The sequence below is a fragment of the Gottfriedia sp. NPDC056225 genome (assembly GCF_042267765.1).
Lineage (GTDB): Bacteria > Bacillota > Bacilli > Bacillales > Bacillaceae_G > Gottfriedia.
The window spans coordinates 20,660-39,370 of record NZ_JBHJTJ010000024.1 but is presented as its reverse complement, the minus strand read 5'-3'; the positions used below and the strand labels follow the sequence as shown (position 1 = coordinate 39,370).

At 33.4% G+C, this 18,711-nt stretch carries 14 protein-coding genes and 1 riboswitch; of the genes, 13 read left to right on the top strand and 1 reads right to left on the bottom strand.

The window, feature by feature from the left end:
• Positions 1-36 precede the first annotated feature (36 nt).
• The 3 genes from ACFCYN_RS15785 to ACFCYN_RS15775 are packed head-to-tail and all read left to right on the top strand — an operon-like array spanning position 37 to position 2,286.
• Positions 37-225: a DUF3311 domain-containing protein gene (locus tag ACFCYN_RS15785; protein WP_098117029.1), complete on the top strand. Its 189-nt coding sequence runs from the start codon at positions 37-39 to the stop codon at positions 223-225.
• Complete coding sequence (locus tag ACFCYN_RS15780; RefSeq protein ID WP_172445821.1) at positions 222-1,697, top strand: sodium:solute symporter family protein; 1,476 nt, start codon at positions 222-224, stop codon at positions 1,695-1,697. Before ACFCYN_RS15785 ends, ACFCYN_RS15780 begins: the two co-directional genes overlap by 4 nt.
• A 4-nt stretch (positions 1,698-1,701) precedes the next feature.
• Entirely contained in the window at positions 1,702-2,286 is a 585-nt protein-coding gene (locus tag ACFCYN_RS15775; protein ID WP_375950292.1) for a GDSL-type esterase/lipase family protein, read from the top strand.
• A gap of 46 nt (positions 2,287-2,332) precedes the next feature.
• On the opposite strand, the gene ACFCYN_RS15770 is transcribed toward ACFCYN_RS15775, so the two are convergent.
• The gene (locus ACFCYN_RS15770) at positions 2,333-2,575 is read right to left on the bottom strand and encodes a DUF2584 family protein (RefSeq protein WP_172445819.1); all 243 of its coding nucleotides are present in this window, start codon (positions 2,573-2,575) and stop codon (positions 2,333-2,335) included.
• A 971-nt stretch (positions 2,576-3,546) separates the two neighbouring features.
• On the opposite strand from ACFCYN_RS15770, the gene ACFCYN_RS15765 reads away from it, so the two are divergent.
• The 10 genes from ACFCYN_RS15765 to ACFCYN_RS15720 all read left to right on the top strand — a co-directional run bounded on the left by ACFCYN_RS15765 (position 3,547) and on the right by ACFCYN_RS15720 (position 18,681).
• Positions 3,547-4,632, top strand: a complete 1,086-nt coding sequence (locus tag ACFCYN_RS15765) for a hypothetical protein (protein WP_375950290.1) — start codon at positions 3,547-3,549, stop codon at positions 4,630-4,632.
• Positions 4,633-4,846: 214 nt separating this feature from the next.
• Positions 4,847-5,040: riboswitch (cobalamin riboswitch) on the top strand.
• A gap of 406 nt (positions 5,041-5,446) precedes the next feature.
• Complete coding sequence (locus ACFCYN_RS15760; RefSeq protein WP_375950288.1) at positions 5,447-8,737, top strand: Ig-like domain-containing protein; 3,291 nt, start codon at positions 5,447-5,449, stop codon at positions 8,735-8,737.
• Between the two features lie 150 nt (positions 8,738-8,887).
• On the top strand, positions 8,888-11,206 hold the full coding sequence (locus ACFCYN_RS15755; protein WP_375950286.1) for an Ig-like domain-containing protein: 2,319 nt from the start codon (positions 8,888-8,890) through the stop codon (positions 11,204-11,206).
• Between the two features lie 108 nt (positions 11,207-11,314).
• Positions 11,315-12,235 carry a DUF4430 domain-containing protein gene (locus ACFCYN_RS15750; RefSeq protein ID WP_375950284.1) on the top strand — a complete coding sequence of 307 codons (921 nt, stop codon included), beginning with the start codon at positions 11,315-11,317 and terminating at the stop codon, positions 12,233-12,235.
• Positions 12,232-13,122: an energy-coupling factor transporter transmembrane component T gene (locus ACFCYN_RS15745; protein WP_172445814.1), complete on the top strand. Its 891-nt coding sequence runs from the start codon at positions 12,232-12,234 to the stop codon at positions 13,120-13,122. The genes ACFCYN_RS15750 and ACFCYN_RS15745 overlap by 4 nt, the downstream gene beginning before the upstream one ends.
• Entirely contained in the window at positions 13,095-14,768 is a 1,674-nt protein-coding gene (locus ACFCYN_RS15740) for an ABC transporter ATP-binding protein (RefSeq protein WP_172445813.1), read from the top strand. Before ACFCYN_RS15745 ends, ACFCYN_RS15740 begins: the two co-directional genes overlap by 28 nt.
• Positions 14,747-15,472, top strand: a complete 726-nt coding sequence (locus tag ACFCYN_RS15735; protein ID WP_172445812.1) for an ECF transporter S component — start codon at positions 14,747-14,749, stop codon at positions 15,470-15,472. The genes ACFCYN_RS15740 and ACFCYN_RS15735 overlap by 22 nt, the downstream gene beginning before the upstream one ends.
• A 272-nt stretch (positions 15,473-15,744) precedes the next feature.
• Positions 15,745-15,957, top strand: a complete 213-nt coding sequence (locus ACFCYN_RS15730) for a hypothetical protein (protein ID WP_172445811.1) — start codon at positions 15,745-15,747, stop codon at positions 15,955-15,957.
• Positions 15,958-16,173: 216 nt separating this feature from the next.
• On the top strand, positions 16,174-17,796 hold the full coding sequence (locus tag ACFCYN_RS15725) for a lactate permease LctP family transporter (RefSeq protein ID WP_172445810.1): 1,623 nt from the start codon (positions 16,174-16,176) through the stop codon (positions 17,794-17,796).
• A gap of 489 nt (positions 17,797-18,285) precedes the next feature.
• A complete protein-coding gene (locus tag ACFCYN_RS15720) occupies positions 18,286-18,681 on the top strand; it encodes a hypothetical protein (protein ID WP_375950281.1) in 396 nt (131 codons plus the stop codon).
• Positions 18,682-18,711: the final 30 nt, after the last annotated feature.

Sequence of the window (18,711 nt, the reverse complement as noted above, 5' to 3'; positions counted from 1 at the left end):
AAATAATCAACTATTTGAGGGTAAGGGGGAAATAGGATGAAATTATTTGCCATTTTTTTAACTATTTTTGCTTTTATAGGGTCATTAACGATTGTAAATCGTGTGGAGCCATACATTTTAGGATTACCATTTATTGTATTTTGGTCTGCGAGTTGGTTAGTCATCACTTCTATCTGCCTATTTATTAGCAATGCGATATTAGAGAAACAGGAGGAAAATCAATGAGCATTCTATTAATTGGAATTACGTTTCTAGTAGCACTTTTTTTAGGAATACGTGCCCGAAGAGGAAGAGAAATGAAGTTGGAATCTTGGGTAGTTGGAGATCGTAATTTTGGTAGTATTGTCATGTTCGTTCTAATGGCTGGTGAAATGTTCACTACATTTATTTTCTTAGGAGCAAGTGGTGCATCTTATTCAATGGGCGGACCAGTAATCTATATTTTCTGTGCTGTTACTTATATTATTCCATTTTGGATCTTACCCCATATTTGGCGTTATGCGAAAAAACATAATTTATTAACACAGCCCGATTTCTTTGTAAAAAAATATAATAGTAAATCTTTAGGTCTACTTGTTGCAATCGTTGGGGTCGTTTCCATTATTCCATATATGGTTCTCCAATTAAATGGTATAAAAATTATTGTATCCGAAGCTTCATACGGTGCCATTTCACCGAATTTAGCAGTGTGGATTGGCGTTATTGTCGTGACAATCTTTGTATATATATCAGGAATACATGGTTCAGCATTTACGGCGATACTAAAAGATATTTTGATGCTCATAACGATTTTAGTTTTAGGAATTTATTTGCCAGTCCATTTTTATGGTGGCGTTGAACCGATGTTTAAAACATTAGATGCTGCTAAACCTGGATTTTTACTACTACCTAAGTCTGGTTATAGTATTTCTTGGTATGTATCAGTTTGCTTAATTATTGCGCTTGGTCAATACATGTGGCCCCATGTTTTTGGAGCGAGTTTATCATCAAAAGATTCAAAAACATTACGAAAAAATGCAGCACTGATTCCACTTTATCAAATTCTGATGGTATTCATCCTTTTTATCGGTTTTACTGCACTTTTACAAATGCCACATATTCAAGGAGGACGAACTGATCTAGTTTTATTTTCAATTGCTAAAGCAACACTCCCACCTTGGTTTATTGGTGTAATTGGTTCAGCAGGTTTACTAGCAGCATTAGTTCCAAGCTCATTGTTATTATTAACGGCTTCAACATTACTTTCAAAAAATATATTTAAAGCAATTAAACCAGATACAAGTGAAGCGAAGTTAGCTGGACTTACTAGAATCTTAGTGCCAATCATCGCTTTAATCGCTTTACTCTTTACGTTTTATGGTGGAAAAACAATGCTATCTCTATTATTAATGGCATATAGTTTCGTCTTACAATTATTCCCTGCCTTAATTGTAACGTTCTTAAAACGTAATCCGGTTACAAAAACTGGAGCAGTAGCGGGAATACTATCCGGATTAATTACAGTAGCATACGTAACGATTGAAAATACGAGTTTCGGTACATTATTCCCTCATGCACCTCAATTTTTAAAAGATTTAGATCCAGGGTTTATTGCATTTACGATTAATATCATCTTTATGTTTGGTGTGAGTGGAATTACATATTTAGTAAAAGTAAGACCAAGAGTAGGTCAAAAAGCAATCAAGGAACAATGGTGAGCTTATGAAGATTATTTGTCTAGGTGATAGTCTTACAGAAGGTTTAGGGATAGCAAAAGTTAATGCATGGCCAGCTGTACTTCAAAACGAATTATCAGTCGAGATTATTAATAAAGGGATTTCAGGAGATACAAGCACTGGAATGCTGTCGCGATTCTACCATGATGTTGTATTAAATAATCCATCACATGTAATTATTTGCGCTGGAGGAAATGATCTATGGTGGAATGTTGATTTAAACTATATACTGTCAAACATTTATTCAATGGTCAAACAAGCTATACACAACAATATTCAACCTATAATAGCAATCCATCCACCAATTCATTTAGAAAATATCAATCACAAAGAAGTATGGGAACCGATTAATGGCTTTGAAACATTTGTTTTAAAAGCAAAAGAGTTAGCCGAACGAATTGAGCAAATGGTTGAAATAAATCAATTTAATTTAATTGATTTTCGAATTCCGTTTCAACATCATCAACAATTGAAGACTGAGTTTTTCGAAGGCACTGACGGAGTACATCCAAATGAACTTGGTCATATTGCTTTAGCAAAACAGGCATATCAAACAATGAAAGAGATATAAAAACACCAATAAAACGGATAGCAGTCTTAGCTATCCGTTTTATTTTTTAATTAACCGTATCAATTGCTTTTAATTCATATTCCATATATGTACTCTCACTTTTCCATTCAATCTTCCTTATAACAGCAATACCAAAAGGCTTTTCATCATTCTTTCTGGTCACATTGATTGGTGTATCAATAGGAAACAAGTGGTATCCATTAAGTTCTAAAGAGAATGTATTATTTTCTTTTCTGATCGCTTTTTCATTCGTTACAATTAAAAAATTAAATTCAAATGGCATACTCATATTTTGGAAACTCCTTAAATTGAATATTTTTACTATTTAATGTAGAAGAGATTAAAGACTTAAAAATATCTTAATATATTTTTGTTGTGAATACAAAAAAGAGATAGGTAGTAAGATGAAATTTCATAATTTAGAAACATTTTTTTATGTAAGGGAGGCGGCACGAGATTTTATGAGTAAAAAATTATGGTGATTTAGCTAATTTAGTAACGCATGAACCGCTTATGAGTTAGAAATCATCAACAAATCGCTACTTTTCTAACTCATGCCCCCCTAATGAGTTAAAAATAATCAGCAAGTCGCTACTTTTCTAACTCATGCCCCTCTTATGAGTTAAAAATAATCAACAAATCACTATTTTTCAAACTAATGAGCCTCTTATGGGTTAAAAATAATCAGCAAATCACTATTTTTCTAACTCATGACCTCCAATGAGTCTATAACTTTTACACACACAAATAAACGATTGGTCATTGATTCACTGTGTCGACTATATAATAAAATAAACAGTATTTTTGGAGTTGTTCTTTGGAAGGGGCTGATGTTTATGCGGAGAAATAAAAATATGGCTCTCATTGCAATATTGTGGATATGCATGGTGATTTTTATTATTGTAAACGCGGTTCGTCATATTCGAATATATATGGTTTATAATTCAGGCTTAATGCCATTTATTGTTTGTGGAATGTTTCTTTTTGCCATTATTATTCTTTATGTGAGTGGATCGAAACAGCGGAGATAGAAGAGTAAAAGAACCCATAATATTTAGGGTTCTTTTTTATTGATAGCTCTGTTAAAGCAGTTTGTAGAATTTCTTGTGCAACTAAATTGAAGATTAGTTGAATAAGGAGTTTTAAAATATAACGAAACGAATTCCAAAATATGGTAAAGTTAATTGGTCAGTAATGAATTTTTAGGAGTTTTCTAATTGAAAAATAAGGATTTTGGTGTCTAGAAAGCAGGTAATTTTTTTGAATATAAAAGCTATTAAACTATCAATTTGTACAATGCTAATTTTCGTTTCGATGTTCTTAATGACTGCATGTGTTGGGGCAGGAAAGATCGATGTAAAAGCACAAAAATATATTAAAGACAAATACGGTTTCGAAGTAGATGTTTTGGAAAAACCAAACATAAACGAAGGGAACATGGGTGATACCAATTTTAAAGTTAGAAAGAAAACGGGAAATAAGCTCACTTTTAACATTTACATTAAGGGGATGTTTTTTACAAAAATTATTGGAGATGACTATGACATCCAATTTAAAACATTTGAAATGAAAAAGGCTTTTGAACAATCGAATTCAGCAATTCTTAATCGAGCCAAAGTAAAGTCAATCGAATTTAAAAGTGAAAATGATATGGAATCGTTTGATTATGTTGATAATGGAAATGTTATACAACATTTAAAAGTAAATGTTGTGAGTGCAAATGTTAAAAATTTATTTGATACTGAAAAAATGAATTCAATTTATGAAGTGCTTAAAAAATTTCAAGAGTTTAGCGATGTTTACAAGCCATTAGATGTGAAAGAAATTAGTATGAGCTATACAAATGATGTAAATAAAAGAATAACTTTTGATATAGACAATGTACATTCTATTTATTCGATGTCTGATTTTAAGCGTGAAAGCTCAACACCTTATGAACCGCCGAATATAACAAATTTTGCTCAATACTCTTACTATGTTGAAGAATCGGCACTTTTTAAGGATTTTGAAGGTGGGTTAAGAAGTCTTGGTTATGACTATTTGAATACAAAACAAATGCCAGTCTTCAATCAGAATCTTGATTTAGCTTTAGAGTCTGATGATTATAAAATTTTTGACATTCAACTAAAAGGTGATATAGACGATGTAGATAAGGTCTATCAGTTACTCCAATTTTTAACGAGTGCCAAACTTGACGTTTATAATGTTACAATTTTTTCTTTAGATAATAAATATCCAGAGGACTATATGAATTCAATTTCCTTTCATATTCCAGATGGGGTATCGAAAGAAATCGTAAAACAAGCTTTTAAAGAAAGAGAAGAATATATCAAGGAATTAGATTGAAAATTAACTTTCTAAGTAATTTAACGAAACCTCCAAAAATCATTAGAATAACTTAAACATTACAAAGTTAGCGATATTAATATAAGAGTTCCTAAGGGTGTCTAATTGGACAACCTCTTTTTTTATTCAAAATATACATTTTAATTTAACAGAAAAAATAGAGAACAATTTAGAAAAATTAAAAATTAATTTGTACAGTGTTAAACCATTTGTTAAAATGAAGACAGTATATGGTTGCAGTTTGCATTAATAGGGAATTTGGTGAAAAACCAAAACAGCTCACATCTACTGTAAGAAGCTACGAAACATTCAAGTGCGATTGCACGTTAATCACTGGGAAACTGGGAAGATGAATGGAGTAGGCTTGAAGCTTTAAGTCAGGAGACCTGCCATTTGCATGTTACAAGTCTTTCGGTGAGGGAAGTTTTGTTATCAGAAAAATTCTGTTCTTATGCGAAAGCCGTATAAGAGCGCTGTGACGCGCATTTTTAGTATGCTGTTGGAACAGTTTAATTTTTGGATAACTATAAGTCCTGCCAAATAAGGCAGGGCTTTTTTTTTGCACATTAAGAATGTATAGATTGGCAGCGGAGAGGAAAAGTCGACGTGGTTGCCAATTTTAATTTCTATATATAAGTGCAACTTAAGCCTCTATCTTCGCCTAAAGACTCGCCATATTTGGCGAGTTTTCTTTATTGGCAATGAAGAATTTTTGTCACTAAAAGACACCGGAAAATCAAGCAAAATAAGGGAGGAAGAATTTGAGTTTATTAGAAAGATAGATTTTTAGAAATGAAAGAAAGGACGCGTTTAAATGAAAAGAATATTAGGATTATTATTAGCAGTTTTATTAGTTTTTTCAATTACAATTCCAACGAAATCTGTATCGGTTCATGCAGATAGTCCAATTGGCTATGTGACGATGTCAGTTGAGGCAAATACTTTAGGTGCGGGATTAATTCGTCAACCAGTTAAAGTTCCTTTTTATGAAGGGGAAAGTTATGCAAAGGTTCTTGACCGATTTTTAAGCGGGACAAGTAATTATGATAGTTACGGATCGTTTAATTCAGGATTCTATTTGTCAAAGGTTAAACTTGAAAATGGAAATATTTCTGTAAATGTTCCGACAGTCATAAAAGATGCAATGAATTTAAGTAATGAAGAAATTATTGCTAACGGAGCTCAAAAAACGGGCTATTTAGGGGAATTTGACTACTATAATATGTCCGGTTGGATGTATGCAGTGAATAATGAGTTTCCAAATGTTGGAGCATCTGATAAATTCCCGAAAGATGGGGATGTTTGTAGATGGCAATTTACACTTTATGGATACGGCTCAGATTTAGGACAAGATAATTCAAGTTTTGGTGGGGATAAAGCACTTTATACACCAGCAAATAAAGATTCTTTATTAAAAAAAGTAGCTGAAGTAAATTCAGCACCTAACAAAGATGCGTTATTAGCGAAGGCATCTATTCGAACTGCATATGATCAAGCAAATACAACACTTAGTAATTTAACGGTTGATCAATCTACTGTTAATACTGCACTGACTACTTTAAATGATGCTTTAAACAATGTTGATATAAGCACGCAATTAAATGATTCACTAGGCTATATATTGACTAAAGTTCCTAATCCAAGTTTTGGTACGGGTTCAGGTGAATGGTCAGTATTGTCATTAGCAAGAGGTAACTATAATGTACCTGATCAATATTTTGTTAATTACTACAATCGTATTGTCGATACAGTGAAGTCAGCAAACGGCGTTTTATCTACATCAAAGAATACGGAATATGCGAGATTAATATTAGCTCTTAGTGCATTAGGAAAAGATTCTACTGATGTAGGTGGATACAACTTACTAACTCCACTTGCAGATTATGATAAAACAGTTAGTCAAGGGATTAACGGGGGCATTTTTGCCTTAATAGCATTCGATTCAAATAATTATCAAATACCAACTATTGCAGATTCTACTAAACAAGCAACAAGGGAAAAATACGTTAATTATATATTAAGTAAAGAAGTTAAGAAGGGTACTGATCAAGCAGGAGGGTTTGCTTTATTTGGTACAACGCCTGATCCTGACATTACATCAATGGCATTACAGGCATTAGCTCCATATCAATCTATGCCAGAGGTAAATGCAGCAATTAATCGAGCAGTAAAAGCGATCTCTACTATTCAAAAAGCAGATGGTGGATTTACTGCATTTGGTTCAACTTCTAGCGAAAGTATTTCACAAGTTATCGTAGCTTTAACAGCAGTAGGTGTAAATCCAGCAACAGACAGTCGATTTGTAAAAGTAGATGGAAATTTGGTGACTGCACTACTTAAATTCTATGTTAATGGCGGAGGGTTCAAGCATGTTCTAACGGGGAATGTAGATGGAATGGCTACAGATCAAGCGACATATGCCCTTGTATCGTATGACAGGTTTCTTAAGGGAGAAAATAGTCTATATAACATGACGGATGCCCCGGTAACCTTAGTTACAAATCAAATTAATGCATTACCTACAAAAATTACAATTTCAAATGAATCAGAGATTGCTAAAGCAAGAACAGCTTATGAAGGTTTAACAGCAGCGCAACAAGGATTACTACCATCAGCGGTATTAGTAAAATTAGTTGCAGCAGAATCAGAAATTACTAGTTTAAAAGAAGAAGCAGTACTAGTTGATTCAGTAATTAATAAAATCAATGAATTACCAGCATCAATTACTTTATCAGATGAAACAGCAGTAGTGTCAGCTCGTGAAGCATATGATGGGTTAACACAAGCTCAAAAAGAAAAAGTATCAGAAACTGTATTAAATAAATTAGTTTCGGCGGAAGCAGAAATTAGTAGTTTAAAAGACGCAGCTTCATTAATAGACTCAGTTATAGTCAAAATAAACGCCCTACCGACAACTATTTCTTTAGAAGATGAAGCAGCGGTAGTGTCAGCTCGTGAAGCATATGATGGGTTAACGCAAGCTCAAAAAGAAAAAGTGACGGAAACTGTCTTAGAAAAATTAGTTGCAGCAGAATCAGAAATTAAAAGTTTAAAAGACGCAGCTTCATTAATAGATTCAGTTGTTAACAAAATAAATGCTTTACCGACAACTATTACGCTATCGGATGAAGCGGCAATTGCATCAGCTCGTGAGGCTTACAATGGGCTAACTCTAGTTCAAAAAGGAAAAGTGTCTACAACTGTATTAAATAAATTAGTAGCAGCAGAAAATAAAATAATCGTCTTAAAAGATCAAGTAAAAGCAGATGCAGTTAAAAATAAAATCAATGGATTACCTTCACAAATCAAGTTAGCTAATGAATCTGCAGTAATTGCAGCTAGAGAAGACTATAACGCTTTAACAACTGCCCAAAAGAACTTAGTTACATCTACTGTACTTAATAAGCTTGTATTAGCTGAAAAAACAATTGTGAATTTAAAAAATGCCGCAAAAGCTACGAAAGATAAAATTGCTGCATTACCAACTACATCACAAGTTAGATTAACTAGTGAATCGGCAATTAAGTCAGCACGAGCAGCTTATAATTCTTTAGATTCAAGTCAAAAATCGCTAGTAGGCAGTATTACTAGACTTACTTCAGCTGAGTCTAGGCTAGCAGTAATAAAAGCAGATAAAACATTGCCAACTATAAAAGGAATTTCAAATAATGCCTATTATAGAACGAAAAAAACAATTCAAATCAGTGATAATATTGGGCTGTTAAATGTAAAACTTACGTTTAATGGTAAGTCATACACTTATTATTCAGGAAAAGTTTTTGCAGCATCTGGTAAGTACAATATTATTGCAACTGATTTAAAAGGGAACAAACGAAGCATCGTCTTCTATATTGATAACAAAGCACCTCTTAAACCAGCAGTAAAAAGTATAAAGAGCTCTACGACAAAAGTTACTGGTAAAGCAGAGTCAAATAGTACGGTTTATATTTATCGTGGCTCAAAAAGAATTGGTTCCGCAAAAGTTTCATCGAGTGGAACTTACACAGTTAAAATATCAAAACAGAAAAAAAGAACAAAACTAACGGTATATGTAGTAGATCGAGCGGGGAATAAGGGCGCAAAAACTACAGTAACTGTTAAATAATACTGATAATAATCTAGCTGTATGTAATATTGAAACGATCACTAGTTTAATAGAGGTCGTTTCAGTTTTTTTAAAGTCGAAGGACATGATAATCCCATTTATTTTTACGGTTATTGGTTTTTAGAAAAGAAGAGAGGATATGGTATAAAAATGAGAAAAATATCAGGGCTGTTATTATCAGGTTTTTTTATTTTTTCAGTTACTGTTCCGGCTAATTCCGTACATGCAGATAGCCGTGCAACGATTTTAGGACAACCAACTACTCACATTACATATGATAATGCCGGCGCTGGGCTAAACTCGATATTGAAACTAAGTGAATCGAATAGCAACGCGACGATAAGTACCCAACTAAATGACTCATTAGGATTTTTATTATCTAAAGTACCTAATCCAAGTTTTGGAACAATTTCAGGTGAATGGTCAGTACTGTCTTTAGCAAGGGGGAACTATAATGTACCCGTACAATATTTTGTTAACTACTATAATCGTATCGTCGATCAAGTGAAATCAGATAAGGGTGTGCTGTCCACATCAAAAAATACTGAATACTCAAGGTTAATACTGGCACTTAGTGCATTAGGAAAAGATCCTACGAATGTAGGTGGTTACAATTTATTAACACCACTTGCCGATTACTCTAAAACAATTTATCAAGGTATTAATGGTGGTATTTTTGCCTTAATAGCATTTGATTCAAATCATTATGAGATTCCTACTATTGCAGATTCTACCAAACAAGCAACGAGAGAAAAATACATTGATTTTATATTAAGTAAGGAAATAAAAAAGGGTACTGATCAAGCAGGAGGTTTTGCCTTATCTGGCTCAGCGCCAGATCCTGATATTACTGCAATGGCACTACAAGCGTTAGCTCCATACGAATCAATGCCTGAGGTGAGTGGCGCAATTGATCGAGCAGTGACAGCACTATCAAACCTACAAAACACAGATGGAGGATTTACTGCTTGGGGCTCAACATCTAGCGAAAGTATTGCACAAGCGATCGTAGCTTTAACAGCATTAGGTGTAAATCCAGCAACCGATAGTCGATTTGTAAAGCCAAATGGAAATTTAGTGACTGCACTTCTTAAGTTTTATGTAGACGGTGGAGGATTCAAGCATGTTTTAGAAGGTAGTGCAGATGGCATGGCTACCGATCAAGGGGCGTATGCTCTTGAATCTTATGACCGATTCTTAAATGGAAAAAACAGCCTTTATAATATGACAGATGCCCCTGTAACGATCGTCACTAAACAAATTAATGGTTTACCAGCTACAATCGCACTTGTGGACGAGCCAGCAATTGTTGCTGCTCGAACGGCTTATGATGGGTTAGGACTAGCTCAAAAAGGATTAGTAGCGTCGGTAGTTTTAGATCGATTAGTTGATGCTGAGGATGCACTTAGAGCATTAAAAAACGAAACGACATTAGTCGATCTAGTCGTTAATCAAATAAATGCTCTACCAACTACTATTACACTAGCAAATGAAGCTTCGGTAGTATCAGCTCGCAAGGCATATGATGGCTTAACTCACACTCAAAAAGAAAAAGTATCTATTAATGTATTAAACAAATTAGTCGCAGCAGAAACTGCAATTACTACATTAAAAAATCAAGCTAAAGCAAGTGAAGTTCAAAATAAAATCAATGCATTACCTTCACAAATAAAGCTTACGAATGAATCAGCTATTGTAGCTGCAAGAGCGGCATATAACGGATTAACAGCACCACAAAAAGCTTTCGTAAGTTCTACAGCTTTAACTAAACTCGTATCGGCTGAAAAAATAATTACTAATTTAAAAAATGCGGCAAAAGCTGTTAAAGATAAAATTTCGGCTTTACCAACTGTAGGAAGTGTCAGATTAACAAGTGAAACGGCGATTAAAGCAGCCCGTTCTAGTTACAATGCACTTGACTCAAATCAAAAAACACTTGTAGGAAGTATTTCTAAACTTACTGCTGCAGAAGCTAGACTTGCGCTGATTAAGGCTGATAAAACATTACCAACGATAAAAGGTGTAACAAATAATGCCTATTACAAAGTAAATAAAACAGTCCAAATAAGCGATAATGTTGGCATTTTAACAGCTACGTATACGATAAACGGAAAGTCTTATCCGTATTCATCTAGTAAAGTTTACTCAGCGTCTGCTAAATATACTGTCACTGTAACTGATTTGAAAGGAAATAAAAGAACAGTTGTATTTTACATCGATAAAAAAGCTCCAACTAAACCGTCAGTAAAGAGTATTTCAAGCTCTACTACGAAAGTTACTGGAAAAGCAGAAGGGTATAGTACGATTTATATACTTCAAGGCTCTAAAAAGATTGGAACTTCAAAAGTATCATCCTCTGGAGCGTACTCTGTAAAAATAGCAAAACTAAAGAAGAAAACGAAACTAACAATTTATGTAGTAGATCGAGCAGGAAATAAAAGTGCAAATACGATTGTAACAGTTAAATAGTAATCTATAACATTAAAAAAATATGCTCGAAATGGATGTTTTTTTAGTTGAAACGACCTATAGCTAAATTAGCGGTCGTTTCAATACTTTAATAAGGAGGGGAATGCGATGAAAAAGTGGTTAGTTTCCATACTTCTAATACTTATACCGACATTGCTAATTGGCTGTGGAAAAAATGATTCCGCCGAAGGAAAAAAGCAAATTCCGAACGACGGAATATCTCAATCAGTAGTTAACACAATTAAAGAGAATAACGCAAAAGAAAGCGCCGAAAAAAAGCAAACTACTGAAAAAAAACAGAGTGATGAAAAAAAGCAAACCTCTGATAAAAAGCAAAGTAACGAAGTCAAACAAGAGCAAACGGAAAGCCCCAAAAAAGAGGAAATAAAAAAGGAAGTAAATAAAGCACCAACTCAAGAAAAAAAATCAAGTAGCACAGATAAAACAGAAAAGAAGTCGAATGCTCCTCCGAAAGATACAAAGAAGAATGACGTTGCAACGACGAAAAAACCAGCAAGTGGCAAAAAGGATAAATATCAAACAGATCCAGTACCAAAGGATAAACCAAAACCAGTAGAACCTGGTGATCCTGCAGTTGTTCCTACTAAAAAATTAACTGTTACCATTTCAATTGTTTGTGACACGATTTTAAATAATATGGACAAGTTTAACCAAGATAAATTATCTGTTTTGCCAAAAGATGGAGTAATCATGGCAAAAAGGACAGTTGAGTTTTCAGAAGGAGAAAGCGTCCTAGATGTATTGAAACGCGAAACGAGAGCATCCAAAATTCAAATGGAAATGGAATTTTACCCGGCATATAATAGCGCTTATATTGAAGGAATCAATAATATTTATGAATTTGATTGTGGTGAGCTTTCTGGTTGGATGTACAAAGTAAATGGATGGTTTCCAAATTACGGAGCAAGTCGCTATGAACTAAAAGATGGAGATGTCATTGAATGGGTTTATACATGCGATTTAGGACGTGATGTCGGAGGGTATGTAGAAGGAGTAGAGAATCAATGAGGGATGCTTTCTCATCATGCCATCCTTTCATAAATATGTTTTATTTTACAGCAGTCATTATTTTTTCAATGTTTTTTCTTCATCCTGCCCTATTAATCATTTCACTTTTAGTGGCAGTCAGCTATTCAATTTATTTAAACGGAGTCAAATCGGTCAAATTTAATTTCTTTATGATGCTTCCAACAATGATTATTGCAGCAATTATAAATCCAACCTTTAGTCACGCAGGTGTGACGATTCTTTATTATATTGACGATGGGAATCCAATAACACTTGAATCAATTTTATATGGTATTGCAGTTGCTTGTATGCTTGTTACTGTCATTAATTGGTTTGCTTGCTATAATGCCGTAATGACTTCGGATAAATTTATCTATCTATTTGGAAGAATCCTGCCAAGTTTATCTTTAATATTCTCGATGGTGTTACGATTTGTTCCTAGATTTAAAATGAGAATAAAAGAGATTGCTGAAGCACAAAGATGTATTGGTAAATCTACGTCAAATGGCAATGTTTTTCATCGTGTAAAAAATGGTCTTAACATTATTTCCATATTAGTTACTTGGGCATTAGAAAATGGAATAGAAACAGCCGACTCAATGAAATCTCGCGGTTATGGACTTAAAGGTCGTACTGCATTCTCAATTTTTAAATTCGAAAAAAGAGATCGAATAATATTAGTGATCTTTATTGTATGTACTACCATTATTTTAATTGGCACGTATCAAGGAATTACATCTATTAAATACTATCCAGCGATTTTAATAAAGCCTTTAACGATATGGAATCTTTTTGTTTATTTTACTTACTTGTTATTTTTATTTACCCCTATGATTCTGAATATAATGGAGGATTTGAAATGGAAATCTATCAAATCAAACAGCTAACCTTTTCTTATCCAGAAAGAGAATATAAAGCGATTGATGATGTTTCAGTTAATATAAATCGAGGTGATTTTACAGTCATAATCGGAAAATCGGGTTGTGGTAAAACAACATTATTACGACATTTAAAAACAATTATTACACCTCATGGAAATCGAAGTGGCGAAATAAACTTTATGAATGAACCAATTGAATCACTAGATTTACGAACAGTAGCGAGTAAAATAGGTTTTGTGTCGCAAAACCCGGATAATCAAATCGTAACTGATAAAGTGTGGCATGAGCTTGCATTTGGATTAGAAAGTCTTGGAATTGATAATCAAACAATACGACTAAGAGTAGCAGAAATGGCTAGTTTTTTTGGTATTCAAAATTGGTTTATGAAAAATGTGAGTGAGCTATCTGGTGGTCAAAAGCAGCTGTTAAATTTAGCATCAGTTATGGCAATGCAACCAGAAGTATTAATACTAGACGAGCCAACCTCACAATTAGATCCAATTGCAGCGGCCGAGTTTTTGGAAGCAATTAAAAAGATAAATAATGAATTAGGCGTTACGATCATCTTAACAGAACATCGATTAGAAGAAGTTTTTCCGATGGCTGATAAAGTAATCGCAATGGAAAACGGTAAGATAATTGTTCACGATACACCTGTACGTGTTTGTGAATGTTTAATGAATGAAAAAATTGATTTAATAAGTGCGTTGCCAAGTGCCATGCAAATCTATTCGAGCTTGCCTAGTAATGAGGAATGCCCCGTTACGGTTCGAGACGGAAGAAATTTTTTAGATAATTTTCTTAATGGCAAATCCATAAAAGAGCAGAATTCTCAAGTGAAAAATGATATGAATAACAACGAAAACGCCATTGAATTGAAAGATGTATGGTTTAAGTATGAAAAAAATGGGACGGATATTTTAAAAAGTTTGTCTCTTAAAATACAAAAAGGTAAATTTTATGCCATTATGGGTGGAAATGGAACAGGAAAATCAACAACTCTATCAGTAATAGCAGGAAATAATAAACCTTATCGTGGAAAAGTTTTACTAAATGGAAAACCAGTTGCGAAATACAATAATAAAGAGCTATTTCATAAAAATTTAGGCGTATTACCTCAAAATCCTCAGAGCTTATTTGTGAAAAAGACTGTAGAGCTTGATTTATATTCGATTGTAAAGGATCGAACATTTAGTAAAGAGGAGATGAACAAGAAAATTTCTGATGTTTCTATCTTAGTTGAAATAGAGCATTTGCTAAAGGAACACCCTTATGATTTAAGTGGCGGAGAGCAGCAACGAGTAGCGCTAGCGAAAATATTACTTTTAGAACCTAAGATTCTATTACTAGATGAGCCTACTAAAGGTTTAGATAACTGTTTTAAAGAAAAGTTTGCCAAAATTTTAAAAGAACTTACTCAAACTGGTGTAACGATTTTGATGGTATCACATGATCTGGAATTTTGTGCAAAACATACAGACAATTGTGGACTATTTTTCGATGGTAATTTAATTTCGGAAAGTACTGCTACAGAGTTCTTTGGTGGTAATAGTTTTTATACAACTGCAGCAAATCGCATATCTCGCAACTACTTTAAAGATGCCATAACAAATGAGGATGTGATTGCATTATGCAAAATGGCAATGCAATAAAATCAAGAAAAAGAAGTATGCTAGCGACCTTTCTAATCTTAATAGTAATTCCACTTACAATTGCATGTGGAATCTTACTATTAAATGATAGAAAATATTATTTGATTAGTCTTCTAATTATTTTCTATTCTATGCTTCCATTTGGAATGGTTTTTGAAAGGCGCCGTCCTCAAGCAAGGGAGTTAATTGTGATCGCAGTACTATGTGCGATTGCCGTAGCTGGAAGAGCAGCATTTTTTTGGATCCCCCAGTTTAAGCCGGTTGTTGCAATCGTCATTATTGCCGGGGTAACCTTTGGAGCTGAAAGTGGATTTTTAGTTGGAGCAATGTCAGGCTTTGTATCAAATTTCTTCTTTGGTCAAGGTCCATGGACACCATGGCAAATGTTTTGTTTTGGAATCATTGGATTTATTGCTGGACTAATATTTCATAAAAATAGACTCCCCAAAAAAAGGCTTATCCTTTGTCTTTTCGGTGGACTATCAACATTTTTTATCTATGGCGGAATCATAAACTTTGGGGCACTATTAATGTGGTCTTCACACCCAACTTGGGAAGCTCTCATAGCAACATATTTATCCGGTGTACCATTTGATCTAGGCCACGCAGCAGCAACGGTCATCTTTTTAGCGATCCTTGCTAATCCAATGATCGAAAAATTAGAACGAATAAAGAAGAAATATGGTTTAGTAGAAAGTCGATAAGAAAAAGTATATATCGATAGCTTCTGTCATTCACTGAAAACATAACATTTGGTTATGTTTTTTTGTACATTAAGAAAGTATAAATTGGCAGAAGAACAAACGACGTAGTTTTCAATTTTAGGAATTAAGTATAAGTGCAAATACCCCACTGTCTTCGCCAATCAGCGAGTTTTCTTTATTGTAAAGTAATAAATGTGAACTTTTTATGAAAATATTACCGGGGGTCTACGAAATAAAATTATGATAGTATTTTTATAAGGAGGGGACGAGAAATGGAATTTAAAAAGGCAAATTACATGTTAATTGGGGTACTTATTTTATTAAGTGCACTAAAATATATCGATGTTGTACGCAATTTAATAAATAAATCAAATGAAACTTATTACGTATTTTTAGGAGTTGTAATTGTAATAACAGGTATAATTTTTATAGTAAGTCCTTATTTTATGAAGGATAAACAAAGTGATTTTTCTATTGAAAGTTAAACTAATGTGATCCTAAATTAAGAAAATGTCTATCTTAATTTAGGATACGATCTAAATAAAAATTATAAACTTCTATCTAACATCTTCTAAAACACTCCAGTTCCAAGAAAATCTATTCATAAAAAAAATGATATGTAGAATATTTAACAAATGATTGGTGAATCTATCCGTATAAATGAAGAATTGGTATTTTACGGAAAGGAAGTCTAACGAAATATGTCAACATGGTCCCAAATATATAATCCATTACATAATATTTGGCTTTCTGCTTTAATGGCAGCTATTCCAATTGTATTTTTTATTATCGCATTAACAGTTTTAAAACTAAGAGGTTATATAGCAGGGGCATTAAGTATTATTGTTGCAGGTATTGTGGCAGTATTAGTTTATGGAATGCCAATTAAAATGATCGTGTCATCTGCTGTATATGGAATATTGGCAGGGATTTGGCCAGTTGCATCAATCGTACTAGCAGCAATATTTCTATATAAACTAACTACTAAAACTGGTCAGTTTAGTATTATTCGAAAAAGTATTGCATCCATAACGGAAGATCAACGAATTCAAGTTCTATTGGTGGCCTATTCATTCGGCGCATTTTTAGAAGGGGCTGCAGGATTTGGTGCGCCAGTTGCCATTACTGCTGCGATTCTAGTTGGGCTAGGGTTTAATGCATTAAATGCAGCGGCGATCTGCTTAATCGCAAACATTGCTGGTGGAGCATTTGGAGCAATGGGAATACCTGTTAATGTCCCAGCACAATTGACTGGTCTAGATGGACTTACAGTTGGTAGATATACAGCACTCGTTCTTCCACTAGTAAGCATTTTAGTACCATTTCTACTTGTATTTATCATCGATGGTTTTAAAGGAATTAGACAAACACTCCCAGCCATTTTAGTGAATGGAATTTCATTCGCCATTACACAATTTGCAGTATTGTATTTTTTAGGCGCAGAACTTGCAGATATATTTGCAGCAATTGTAAGTTTAGTTGCAGTATCATTATTTTTACGCTTATGGAGTCCAAAAGAAATTTATAAAATTCAACAAACAGAAAGTAAAGCTTCAAACGCAGAAGAAAGGTATTCGTTTAATCAAATCATCTATGCATGGTTACCATTTATTCTACTAACTGTTTTTGTGACAATATTTAACTTAAACTTTATTAAAGCTCTATTTGTACCCGGAGGAGCACTAGCAAGCCTTGTATTTTTAATACCTGTACCATTTTTGAATAATTTAATTATTCGAAAACCACCAATTGTCCCAACTGATACACCTTATGCAGCCGTTTATAAATTAGATTTATTTTCGTCAACTGTAACGGCCATTGTATTAGCAGCTATTTTAACAATTATTATTTTTAAATGTAATTGGAATTTAGTTAAAGAGACCGCCAGTGAAACTTTTACAGAATTAATATCACCAATACTAACCATTTGTAGCGTTTTAGCTTTTGCCTACATTTGTACTTATTCAGGAATGTCATCAACGCTTGGACTAGCGTTCGCTTCTACTGGCGACAAGTTCCCACTATTCTCACCAATACTTGGATGGATCGGTGTATTCCTAACAGGTTCCGTTGTAAATAGTGGATCATTATTTGCACCATTACAAGCCGTAACAGCAGCACAAATCGGAATCCTCCCAGAAACAATGGTTGCCGTAAATGTAATGGGAGGAACAATGGCAAAAATGATTTCCCCACAATCAGTAGCAGTTGCAACAGCAGCAGTTGGACTTGTTGGACAAGAATCAAAGCTTTTTAAAATGACAATAAAGTACAGCCTGTCACTATTAGTTTTAATAGGCATTGTTAGCTGGACTATATTTTAAGGATAGGAATTTGAACCATAAGATATTATTTCTTATGGTTTTTTGCATTTTTAATCGTGTTCACATTGAAAGATAAGGTCATATGCTCAAGCTAACAGAGGGGCAGATTATGTTATGAAGGAAAACAAATGTCTTATGCACAAAAACAATTATCTTATGGATGAAGAACTAGAGCTTATGGACGAAAACCTGGGGCTTATGCACTGAAATCAGTGGCTTATGCACAAAAACAACTACTTTATGAGCAAAATACATATTTTGTTCGCCTTGCCTTCAAATCGACACACTAAAAAATGGGCTAATCCCTAGGAGATAAAAAATTTAAAGTGACATGAAGAAAAAAATTTTTAATTTTATAATTGATACTGATAATCATTATCATATAAAATTACAATTGAAAATGATTATCAATATCATAAAAAAGATTGATTCCCTTATTTAAAATAAAAAGCTCGAATGAGAATAGAAGAGCCATTAAGGAGGCCGATGATGGATAAACATTTTATTATATTAGAGCCGTTTCACCAGCAAGTAACATGCTGTTGTCCAGGTCAAAAGCATCAACACATGATTGAGTTCAATGAAGGTGATTTATGGACTATGACAAGTGAGAGAAAGTATGTGGATTGTTTAGGTTGGCATTATTTAATTGATAATAACAGTGATTTTGAGTTTTATTTACATGTTGAAGATATAGAAGGTTTATATGAAAGTGGAGTACTTTGTTCATTGTTGGATATTGACCTTAAAATAAATCATTTGAATTTTAAAATAAACGAAGCACTTGATGTGAATGATCGAGAGGCATTTCTAACAATGGCAAATGATTTACGTAGTTTAAAAGAATTAAAGAATAGATTTTTTTCAAATAAAGATGCTGTTTAAATAATTTTCATAAATAAAAAAAGTAAGATT

What these genes read in the sequence shown, in the direction of transcription:
- ACFCYN_RS15785 (WP_098117029.1), top strand. Translation starts at nt 37, where the DNA reads ATGAAATTATTTGCCATTTTTTTAACTATTTTTGCTTTTATAGGGTCA.
- ACFCYN_RS15780 (WP_172445821.1), top strand. Translation starts at nt 222, where the DNA reads ATGAGCATTCTATTAATTGGAATTACGTTTCTAGTAGCACTTTTTTTA.
- ACFCYN_RS15775 (WP_375950292.1), top strand. Translation starts at nt 1,702, where the DNA reads ATGAAGATTATTTGTCTAGGTGATAGTCTTACAGAAGGTTTAGGGATA.
- ACFCYN_RS15770 (WP_172445819.1), bottom strand. Translation starts at nt 2,575, where the DNA reads ATGAGTATGCCATTTGAATTTAATTTTTTAATTGTAACGAATGAAAAA.
- ACFCYN_RS15760 (WP_375950288.1), top strand. Translation starts at nt 5,447, where the DNA reads ATGAAAAGAATATTAGGATTATTATTAGCAGTTTTATTAGTTTTTTCA.
- ACFCYN_RS15755 (WP_375950286.1), top strand. Translation starts at nt 8,888, where the DNA reads ATGAGAAAAATATCAGGGCTGTTATTATCAGGTTTTTTTATTTTTTCA.
- ACFCYN_RS15750 (WP_375950284.1), top strand. Translation starts at nt 11,315, where the DNA reads ATGAAAAAGTGGTTAGTTTCCATACTTCTAATACTTATACCGACATTG.
- ACFCYN_RS15745 (WP_172445814.1), top strand. Translation starts at nt 12,232, where the DNA reads ATGAGGGATGCTTTCTCATCATGCCATCCTTTCATAAATATGTTTTAT.
- ACFCYN_RS15740 (WP_172445813.1), top strand. Translation starts at nt 13,095, where the DNA reads ATGGAAATCTATCAAATCAAACAGCTAACCTTTTCTTATCCAGAAAGA.
- ACFCYN_RS15735 (WP_172445812.1), top strand. Translation starts at nt 14,747, where the DNA reads ATGCAAAATGGCAATGCAATAAAATCAAGAAAAAGAAGTATGCTAGCG.
- ACFCYN_RS15730 (WP_172445811.1), top strand. Translation starts at nt 15,745, where the DNA reads ATGGAATTTAAAAAGGCAAATTACATGTTAATTGGGGTACTTATTTTA.
- ACFCYN_RS15725 (WP_172445810.1), top strand. Translation starts at nt 16,174, where the DNA reads ATGTCAACATGGTCCCAAATATATAATCCATTACATAATATTTGGCTT.
- ACFCYN_RS15720 (WP_375950281.1), top strand. Translation starts at nt 18,286, where the DNA reads ATGGATAAACATTTTATTATATTAGAGCCGTTTCACCAGCAAGTAACA.